Source organism: Streptomyces sp. BR123, from assembly GCF_013401435.1.
Lineage (GTDB): Bacteria > Actinomycetota > Actinomycetes > Streptomycetales > Streptomycetaceae > Streptomyces.
The window spans coordinates 1-9,817 of the sequence record NZ_JACBGN010000261.1; the positions used below are offsets into that span (position 1 = coordinate 1).

General features: G+C 75.0%; 8 protein-coding genes. 6 read left to right on the forward strand and 2 right to left on the reverse strand.

Features of this window, described 5'->3' with window-relative positions; genetic code table 11:
* The 6 genes from HYE82_RS28910 to HYE82_RS28935 all read left to right on the forward strand — a co-directional run.
* The coding region (locus HYE82_RS28910; RefSeq protein ID WP_179177128.1) for an aminotransferase class V-fold PLP-dependent enzyme at positions 1 to 1,249 on the forward strand (1,249 nt) is incomplete at its 5' end.
* On the forward strand, positions 1,246 to 3,036 hold the full coding sequence (locus HYE82_RS28915; protein WP_179177129.1) for an IucA/IucC family siderophore biosynthesis protein: 1,791 nt from the start codon (positions 1,246 to 1,248) through the stop codon (positions 3,034 to 3,036). The genes HYE82_RS28910 and HYE82_RS28915, both read left to right, overlap by 4 nt.
* Positions 3,033 to 3,638 carry a GNAT family N-acetyltransferase gene (locus HYE82_RS28920; protein WP_179177130.1) on the forward strand — a complete coding sequence of 202 codons (606 nt, stop codon included), beginning with the start codon at positions 3,033 to 3,035 and terminating at the stop codon, positions 3,636 to 3,638. Before HYE82_RS28915 ends, HYE82_RS28920 begins: the two co-directional genes overlap by 4 nt.
* Positions 3,635 to 4,939, forward strand: coding sequence for a lysine N(6)-hydroxylase/L-ornithine N(5)-oxygenase family protein (locus HYE82_RS28925; protein ID WP_179177131.1), 1,305 nt, complete (start codon positions 3,635 to 3,637; stop codon positions 4,937 to 4,939). The genes HYE82_RS28920 and HYE82_RS28925 overlap by 4 nt, the downstream gene beginning before the upstream one ends.
* A 319-nt stretch (positions 4,940 to 5,258) precedes the next feature.
* The gene (locus HYE82_RS28930) at positions 5,259 to 6,404 is read left to right on the forward strand and encodes a molybdopterin-dependent oxidoreductase (protein WP_179177132.1); all 1,146 of its coding nucleotides are present in this window, start codon (positions 5,259 to 5,261) and stop codon (positions 6,402 to 6,404) included.
* A gap of 16 nt (positions 6,405 to 6,420) precedes the next feature.
* Positions 6,421 to 7,773, forward strand: a complete 1,353-nt coding sequence (locus HYE82_RS28935; protein ID WP_179177133.1) for a rhodanese-like domain-containing protein — start codon at positions 6,421 to 6,423, stop codon at positions 7,771 to 7,773.
* A gap of 36 nt (positions 7,774 to 7,809) precedes the next feature.
* Here the strand turns inward: HYE82_RS28935 and HYE82_RS28940 are convergent, their stop codons facing one another.
* Positions 7,810 to 8,565, reverse strand: coding sequence for a trans-aconitate 2-methyltransferase (locus HYE82_RS28940; RefSeq protein WP_179177134.1), 756 nt, complete (start codon positions 8,563 to 8,565; stop codon positions 7,810 to 7,812).
* A gap of 8 nt (positions 8,566 to 8,573) precedes the next feature.
* The gene (locus HYE82_RS28945) at positions 8,574 to 9,752 is read right to left on the reverse strand and encodes an aminotransferase class V-fold PLP-dependent enzyme (RefSeq protein WP_256987855.1); all 1,179 of its coding nucleotides are present in this window, start codon (positions 9,750 to 9,752) and stop codon (positions 8,574 to 8,576) included.
* Positions 9,753 to 9,817 lie beyond the last annotated feature (65 nt).

Sequence of the window (9,817 nt, forward strand, 5' to 3'; positions counted from 1 at the left end):
CCCCCGGGCCGCCGCCCACCTCCAGCCCCCGCCGCTCGCGGTCGCCATCGCCGCGGACACCCTGGCGAGCGCCGGCAACGCCTCCCTGGACACCTACGACTCCGGGCCGTCGGCCATCGCCGTCGAACGCTGGCTCATCGGCACCCTCACCGGCCTGGCGGGGCTCGGCGAGCGCGCGGACGGCGTCCTCACCCCCGGCGGCTCCCTGTCCAACCTGATGGGACTCCTGCTCGCCCGGGACGCGGCCGCCCTGCGCCGCGGCATCGACGTCCGCGAACAGGGCGTGGCAGCGCTGCCCGGACCGGTGGTCTTCTGCTCCGAACTCGCCCACTTCTCCACGCACCGCGCCTGCGCCACCCTCGGACTCGGCGAGGCGGCCGTACGCGCCGTGCCCGTCGACGAGCACCGGCGCATGCGGCCGGAGGCCCTGGCCGCCGCGCTGGCGGCCCTCCGCCCCGACCAGACACCGGTCGCGGTCGTCGCCACCGCCGGGACCACCGACTTCGGCTCCGTCGACCCGCTCGCGCAGATCGCGGAGATCGCGGCCGGCCACGGGATGTGGACCCACGTCGACGCCGCCTACGGCTTCGGCGCCCTGTTCTCCGACCGGCTCGCCGACCGCCTGGACGGACTGGAACTCGCCGACTCCCTCACCCTCGACCTGCACAAACTCGGCTGGCAGCCCGCCGCCGCCAGCGCGCTCCTGGTCTCGGACAGCAGCGCCTTCACCGCCCTCGACCGCGAAGTGGCCTACCTCAACCCGGCCGACGACATCGAGGCCGGCTACGACGGCCTGCTCGGCCGCAGCCTCCAGACCACCCGGCGCCCCGACGCGGTGAAGGCCGCCGCCACGCTCCTGGCGTACGGGCGCACCGGGCTGGGCCGCATGGTCGACACCTGCCACGACCTGGCGCGGCACGCCGAGCGGCGCATCCTCGCCGAGCCCGAACTGGAGCTGGTCTCCCCGGCCGAGCTGACGACCGTGGTGTTCCGCTACCGGGGCGGAGCGGCGCCGTCCGCCGCCGACGCCCTCAACGGCGCCGTCCGCCGCCGGCTGCTCCAGTCCGGCAGGGCCCTCATCGGCCGTACCGAGGCCGCTGCCGGCGGACCGGGCGCCCCGAAGCGGGTGTGCCTGAAGTTCACCCTGCTCAACCCGACCACCACCGCAGACGACATCGACGACCTCGTGGACACCGTCCTCGACGCCGGCCGCACCTGTGAACGACTCATGGAGGAGACCGCCGCATGACGACCGCCGCCGCGGCTTCAACCCCCACCGCCCAGGCCGACCCCCTGCACGCACCGTCCCCCCGGGCCGCCGCCGAGCACGCCCACATCGAGGCCCTGCTGCGCTGCTGGCTGCTGGAGACCGCAACCCCCGTCGCACCCGGCCCGCTGCGGGTCGAGCTGCCCACCGCAGGACTGGTCCTCGTCACGGAGGTGACACACCGCTCGCCCACCGGCTGGCACCGCTTCGCCCCCGTACGCCTCGAAGGCCCCGGCGGCGTGCTCGGCAACCCCGCCGACCCCGTGACGGCCGTCGCCCTGCTGGCCGCGGAGGCGGCCGTACGGGGCGGTGCCCGCCCCGGCGGCGTCCCCGCCGGCGAGGTGGCCGACCTGGTCGAACGCACCGCCGAGTCCGTCCGTCGCGTCACCTCCTTCCTCGCCGACCGTCGGGCGAAGCCGACGCCGCCGCCCGGCACGGACGGCTTCCTCGACTCCGAACAGGCCCTGCTCCTGGGCCACTTGAACCACCCTGCCCCCAAGAGCCGCGACGGCATCTCCGACCACGACACCGCGGCCTTCTCACCCGAGCTGCGCGGCTCCTTCCGCCTGCACTGGTTCGCGGCCGACGCCTCGGTCGTCTCGCACGACGCGGTCGAAGACGCGCCCTCCCTGGCCGGCCGGGACACGGTCGCCCTCCTCGCCGACCTGGCCGGCCGCCCCCTCGCCGACGGCCGGATCCTGATTCCCGCCCATCCCTGGCAGGCCCGCGACCTGCTGCACCGCCCGCGCATCGCCGCCCTCGTCGCCTCCGGCGCCCTGGAACCGCTCGGCGAGCTCGGTCCCGCCTGGTGGCCGACGTCCAGCCTGCGCACCGTCTACCGGCCCGGCGCCGAGGTGATGCTGAAACTCTCCCTCGGCCTGCGGCTGACCAACTCCCGCCGCGAGTCCACCCGTACGGAACTGCGCCGCGGCCTGGAGGTCAACCGGCTGCTCGACGCCGGCCACGCCGACGGCACCTTCCTCGCCCACCCCGGATTCACCGTCACCCGCGACCCCGCCTGGATCGCCGTCGACGAACCCGGCCGCACGGACGGCCCGGAGGTGACCGGCCTCGACGTCGCCGTACGGGAGGTCCCGCACGGCATCGCCGACCTGCGCTGCCTCGTGGGCCTGGTCGCCCCCCGGCCGGGCCTCGGCCGCAGCACGCTCGGCGAGCTGGTGGCCGCGCAGGGCCCCGGCGCCGCCGAGCAGTGGACGGCCGCCTACGTCGACCGGGTCCTCGTCCCCATGCTCCACCTGTACGCCTCCACCGGCATCGGCCTGGAGGCCCACCAGCAGAACACCCTGGTCCGGCTGGACGCACAGGGCCGGGTCACCGGCGGCGCCTTCCGCGACAACCAGGGCTACTACCTGGCCGCCTCCCACCTGCCCGAGCTCCTCAAGCGTTCGGGCGCGGACTCCTCCACGCTCGCCGTCGTGGACGACGCCCTGGTCGACGACCGCCTCTCCTACTACCTGCTGCGCAACCAGGCGCTGTCCGTCGTCGGCTGCCTGGCCGTCGACGGACTCGCGGACGAGCGGGCCCTCCTGGCCGTGCTCGCCGACCGGCTGCGGGCCGCCCTGCCCGCCCTCGCCGAGGCGGGCCCGGACGGAGACCGGCTGGCGCGCCGCTGGCTGACGGCCGGCACCCTGCCCGGCAAGGCCAACCTGCTCACCCGGCTGCACGGCATCGACGAGGTCCTCGCCCCCCTCGACGCCCAGTCCGTCTACCTCGACGCCCCCAACCCGCTGCAGGAGGCCGCCGCATGACGTCCGCCCAACCGCTGCCGCAGGAAACGGGCCGACCGGGTGCCGCGGTCCCCGGGCCCCCGCTGCCGCTGCTGACCGGAGCCTGGTCGGCCCGCACCGCCCGGGCCGACGGAGCCGACCTCGACCTGGTCCACGGCTGGATGCAGTCCCCGCACATCGACGCCTTCTGGCACCAGGCCTGGCCGCGCGAACGCTGGCACGAGGAGATCGCCGGACACCTCGCGGGCGTCGCCGTGCGGCCCGTCCTCGTCGCGCTCGACGGCGAACCGGTGGCCTACATCGAGGTGTACCGCGTGCTCCGGGACCGGCTGACCGAGCACTACGCGTACCACCCCCGCGACCTCGGCGTGCACATCGCCATCGGCGACGAGGCCCGCACCGGCAAAGGCCTGGGCCGCACCCTGCTGCGCGCCCTCGCCGAGGGGCTGCTCGCCGCCGACCCCGCCTGCCCCCGGGTGGTCGCCGAGCCGGACGCGGCCAACACGGCCTCCCTCCGGGCGTTCGGCGCCGCCGGCTACCGCCGCATCCGGGAGATCACCCTGCCCGAGAAGACGGCCGTCCTGCTCTGTCACCCGCGCCGCGAGGAGGACCTGCCCCGATGACCGGACACGATGTGATCGCCATCGGCTGCGGCCCCTTCAACCTGGGCCTCGCCGCCCTCGCCCAGGCCGTGGACGGCCTCGACCTGCTGGTCCTGGAGGAAGAGCCCGAGTTCACCTGGCACCGCGGGATGATGTTCGCGGAGGCCTCCATGCAGGTGAACTTCCTCGCCGACCTCGTCACCCTCGTCGCCCCCGGCCACCCGCTGTCGTTCCTGCACTACCTCCACGACATGGACCGGCTCTACACCTTCACCGTGCGGGAGAACTTCTTCCCCTCCCGCCGGGAGTACGAGGACTACCTGCGCTGGGCCGCCGCCCGCCTGCCCTCGGTCCGCTTCTCCCACCGCGTCGAGGAGGTCCGCTGGGAGCCCGGGCCCGAGCACTTCGCCGTGCACGCGGTGCGCGGCGACGGCACCCGGCTGCGCTTCGCCGCCCGCAACCTCGTCCTCGGCATCGGCACCGCACCCCACGTGCCCGGGGCGCTGGCCGGACTGCCGCGGGAGCGGCTGCTGCACACCTCGGAGTACCTGTACCGGGCGGCCGAGGTACAGGACGCAGGCAAGGTCACCGTGGTCGGATCCGGCCAGTCGGGCGCCGAGGTCATGGTCGACCTGCTGGGCCGCAACGTGGAGGGCGGCCCGGCGGCGGCCTGGCTGACCCGGACGCCGTCCTTCGCGCCGCTGGACTACACCAAGATGGTCCTGGAGATGACCACTCCGGCGTACATGCAGTACTTCCACACCCTGCCGGAGCACGTACGGGACCGGCTCGCCGGCGAGCAGTGGCAGTTCTACAAGGGCATCTCCACCGACACCCTCGACCAGATCCACGAACTGCTGTACCGGCGCCAGCTGGAGCACGGCCTCGCCGACGTGGAACTGCGGTTCGGCATCACCGTGGAGTCCGCCGCCGTCGACGCGGCGGGCCGGGCGGTGCTGGCCTGCCGGCACCGCGACACGGGGGCGGTCTTCGAGCACACCACCGACCTGGTGGTGGCCGCGACCGGCTACCGCAACCGCCCGCCCACCTTCCTCGACCCCGTCGAGCACCTGCTGCTGCGGGACGGCCGCGGCCGCCACCGGGTCCGCGCCGACCACTCCGTGGAACTCGCCGAGGGCATCGGGGGACGCATCTTCGTGGCCAACGCCGAAGTGCACAGCCACGGGGTCTCCGCGCCGAACCTGGACATCGGGGCGGTGCGCAACGCCACGATCCTCAACGCCGTCACCGGCCGCGAGGCCTTCCGCCTCCCCAAGCGCAGCGCCTTCACCACCTTCACGGCCCCGCAGCAGAACCCCTGACAGCAGCCCCGCAGCCCCCGTCCGGGCACACAGCAGCCCCCGGCAGCCTTGCCAATCAAGGGTCATCGGTCGTCGCCGACGGCTCCTCCGATTCGACAGTCTCTGCCGGGGGCCTAGCCAGAGCCTGGAAGTGTCACGCGGGCTCCCGAACGTCTTCGGGAGGCGGTGTGGCTCTTTCTGGTATTCCGGTGTAAGCACTACTTTCCTCCTCCATCAGAACAAGTCAAGGGTTTTGCCGGAATTTTCCGCAGACGTCCCCGGACGTAAACTGAAGGGGATCCGCGTCGTGTCGGGTCAGCGGCCCGACGGAGGTTCCGCGATGACGGCATGGCCCATTCCGCTCGGGTCCGGTGCCACCGGCTGGGCTCCCGAAACGGTGACGTCCGACCCGTACAACGCCCAGACGCCGGCGGCCGCGCTGGCCGACCCGGTGACGCCCGTGGCCGCCCTGTTCGTCCGCGACCACTTCGGCATCCCCGAGACCGCGCCCGACCACTGGCAGCTGGAATTCGGCGGCGCCGCGGCCGCGCCCTTCACCCTCGGGTACGCGGACCTGCTCACCCTTGAGCGCCGGGAGCACGACGTCCTCATGGAGTGCGCGGGCAACGGCCGCGCACTGATGGACCCCCGCCCGCCCGGCCTTCCCTGGGACCAGCGGGCGGTCGGCTGCACCCGCGTCGCCGGGGTGCCGTTCGCGCTGCTGGCGGCCCGGGCCCGCTTCGACCCGCGCACCGTCGAGATCGTCTTCACCGGAGCCGACTCCGGCACCGTGCACGGCCGCCCCACCGCCTTCGAACGCAGCCTCCCCCTCGACGTGGCCCTCCACCCCGACACGCTGCTGGCCACGCACATGAACGGCGAGCCGCTCACCCCCGAGCACGGGGCGCCGGTCCGCCTGGTGGTCCCCGGCCGGTACGCGGTCGCCGACGTGAAGTGGCTGGTCGGCGCCCGCGCCGTGACCGAGCCGTTCACCGGCGTCTTCCAGGCCGAGGAGTACGTGTACACCGACTCCCGGGGCACCCCCGAGGGGCCCGTCACGACCGTCCGGGTCAAATCGCTGATCACCGCCCCCGAACCGGACGCGGACCTGCGCCGCGGCCACGAGATCCTGGTGCGGGGGCAGGCCTGGTCGGGCGGCGGCGTGCCCGTGCGCCGGGTGGTGGTGCGGGCGGAGCACGCCGGGAACGACGCCGGCGCCGAGGGACCCGAGACCGAAGGCCCCGGCGGCGACGCCGCAGCCCGCGGCCCCGGCGCGGGCTGGCACCACGCCCGCCTCGAAGCCCCGGCGGGCCCCTACGCCTGGACCCCCTGGTCGTACCGGTGGACACCCGCCCGGCCCGGCCCCTACCGGCTGCTGTCCCGCGCCACCGACGCCCGCGGCGACACCCAGCCGGACGCCGCCCCCTGGAACGCCCACGGCTACGGCTGCAACCCCGTGGCCCGCGTGGACGTGGTCGTCGTCTGAAGGACCCGGTGACCCGATGACCGAGATCGAGATCATGACCACCGCCTCGCTCGGTGACACGAGCTACCTCCTCGTCAGCGGGGACGAAGCCGCCCTGGTCGACCCGCAGCGCGACAGCTGGGAGCTGATGGAATCCTGCGCCGGCCGCGGCGTGCGGATCCGGTACGCGCTGGAGACCCACGTCCACAACGACTACGTCTCCGGTGCCCTGGAGGTCCGCGCCGCGACCGGGGCCACCGTGGCGGGCCCCGCCCGGGCCCCGTACGCCTTCGACCACCTCGGACTGGCCGAGGGCGACGAGATCACGATCGGGGACACCACCGTGCGGGCGATGGAGACGCCGGGCCACACCGCCGAGCACACCTCCTACCTGGTCTTCGACGGCCCCCGCCCGGATCCGGCGGCCGTCTTCACCGGCGGCAGCCTGCTCGTCGGCACCGCCGGCCGCACCGACCTCTCCGGCCCCGACCACACCGAGGAGCTGGCGCGCGCCCAGTACCGCTCGCTGCGCCGGCTGGCCCTGCTGCCCGACACCACCCGCATCCTGCCCACGCACGGCTCCGGCAGCTCCTGCTCGGCCGGCCCGGCGGCGGCGGAGCGGACCACCACCCTGGGCGCCGAGCGGCGCACCAACCCTGCGCTCACCGCCGCCGACGAGGAGGAGTTCGTCAGCGAGCGGACGGCGGGCCTGCCGCCGTACCCGGCCTATTACCACCACATGGCCCCGGTGAACCGGTCCGGCCCGCCCGTCCTGGGCGGCCTGCCCGCGCTGCGGCCGCTCACCCCCGCCGCGGTCGAGGGGCTCGCCGGGGGCGGCGCGCAGATCGTCGACGGCCGTGACCGCGCCTCCTTCGCCGCCGGGCACCTGCCCGGGTCGATCTGCGAGGAGCTCGACGACCGGTTCGCGAGCCTGGTCGCCGAGGTCGTGCCGTTCGGCACCCGCCTGGTCCTCGTCCTGCCCGAACCGGCCGGGGAGGCACGCCGCGAGGCGGTCCGCCAGCTCCTGCGGATCGGCTACGACAACATCGCCGGGCACCTGGCCGGAGGCGTCGACGCCTGGGCCGCCGCCGGCCGCCCCCTGCGGTCCTTCCGGACCGCCGACGCCGCCGAACTCGCCGGACACCTCGCCGAGCGGCGCGTCCTGGACGTCCGGCCCGACCGCCCCGACGGCGGCATCCCCGGCGCCCTCGCCGTGCCGCTGGCCGAACTGCCGAGGAAGCTCGGGGAGTTGCCCCGGGACCGGGAGATCTGGACGGTGTGCGGCAGCGGCCGCCGGGCCGTCATCGCGGCCAGCCTCCTCGACCGGGCCGGCATCCCCGTCACAGCGGTGACCCGGGGCGGGGCGGGCGACCTGGTGCGGCCCGCCTGACCGCACCCCGCCCCCGCCCCCGCCCGCGCCCGCGGGTCAGCGTACGGCGGCCAGGACCCGGCTGCTGCCGTACTGCCAGACCGTGCCCACATGGCGGAAGCCGGCCCGGCGCAGCAGTGCGGCATGGACCGACACCGGCAGGTCGTCGGCGGCGCAGGGCGGGTGCCCGGCGGCGTCGGGGGCGGACAACAGCGGGGCGAGCTCCGGGTCGGCCGCCGCCCCCGACCACCAGGACGACCAGTCCTCGTGGGTGAACGCCAGGCTGCGCTCGCTGTGGCGGCGGCCGATGTCCTGCGCGAGGGCGCGCAGCGGTGGGTCGTCGGGTGCGATGTGGTCGCCGTTGACGAACACCCCGCCCGGGCGCAGCCGTTCGGCCAGGTCCCGGTACACCCCGCTCAGGGTGGCCCGGTCCAGATAGTGCAGCGCCGTCGTGGAGACGGCCGCGTCCACCGGCCGGTCGAGGCCGAGCGCGTCGAGCCAGCCGGGCGCGCCGATCAAGGCCCGCACGTACCGCAGGCGCTCCCCGAAGTGCGCCCGGCCAAGCTCCAGCAGCAGCGGGTCCGCGTCGACGGCCAGCACCTCGGAGCCGGGCAGCCGGTCGGCCAGGCGCGCGGCGAGTGTGCCCGGGCCGCTGCCCAGGTCGAGGAGGAGGCGGCCGGACACGGTGTGCGTGACGTGCTCGACCACGTCCGCGATGACCGTGAACCGCTCCTCGCGGTCCACCGCGTACCGCTGCTGCTGGCACTCCCAGCGCTCCACCCAGCGCGCGGCCGTCACTGCGCTCATACCCATAGTGAAAATCATTGCAGGTTCGTGAGCACCGTCAGCAACTCCTCCATCTCTTCGAGCGTGTTGTACACGTGCAGGCTCACGCGTACCGATCCGTCCCGTACACTCCGCCCGGCCTGGCAGTGCTCGTCGGACCGCACCATGAACCCGTGGCTGTACAGGATGAACCCCAGGTCCTGCGAGCCGATCCCGTGGTGCCGGAAGGTCACGATGCTGCCCCGCCGCTGCACGGGGGACCCGGCCGCCAGGCTGGTCCTGCAGCCGAGGACCTCGTACGCGGACAGCCGGTCCAACCCGTCGGTCAGCACCGCCGCCAGCGCCGTCGTCCACCGCGCGATCCGCCCCACATCGGCGGCCCGGAGCCAGTCCAGCGCGGCCGAAAGGCTCGCGATGCCCGCGGTGTTGGGCGTACCCGGCCAGCCGCCGGGACGGAACGCCGGGCCGCGCGCGCCCCGCGCCCACACCGCGCCGGTGCCCGGCAGGGCGAGCGCCTTGTGCCCGGAGAACACCAGGAAGTCCACGTCCAGTTCGGCGAGGGAGACCGGCTGGTGGCCGACGCTCTGGGCGGCGTCCAGGCAGACCGGCACCCGCGGCCCGACCGCCTCGCGGACGCGGTGCACGTTCATGTCGGCGCCGTACACGTGGTGGACGTGCGTCGCGGCCACGAACCGCGTGCGCGGGCCCACGAGAGCGGCCAGGGCCGCCGGGTCGTAGTCCCCGGAACCGGCCTGGCAGGGCAGCTCCCGCACGGTGATCCGCACCCCGCGCGCGGCCAGCAGGTCCCGCGCCTCCAGCCAGGGGTCGAGGTTGGCCCGGTGGTCGCCGAAGGGGACCACGATCTCGTCGCCGTCGGCGAGCAGCTCCGGCAGCCAGTCCCGGGCGACCGTCCGCAGCCCCTCCGAGGCCCCGCTGGTGAAGTGCACCGAGGAGCGCTCCGGGTCCGGGTCCCCCAGGAACGCCTTCACCTGCTCGCGGGCGCCCTCCACCAGCGCCGTCGTCGCGTTCGCCCACGGGTAGGAGCCGCGGGCGGAGTTGGCGTTGGAGGTGGTGAGATAGGCGTGCACGGCGTCCAGGACCGCCTGCGGCTTCTGCGCGGTCGCGGCACTGTCGAGGTACGCCTGGCCGGGGTGCCCGGCCACGATGGGGAACCCGGCGCGCAGCGGGCGCTGCCACGCGGCCAGCTCCCGCAGCTCCGCCCGCGGATCCGGCGGGGCCGGCGGGGCCGGTCGGTTCGGCCGGGTCGGGGGGGTCGGCG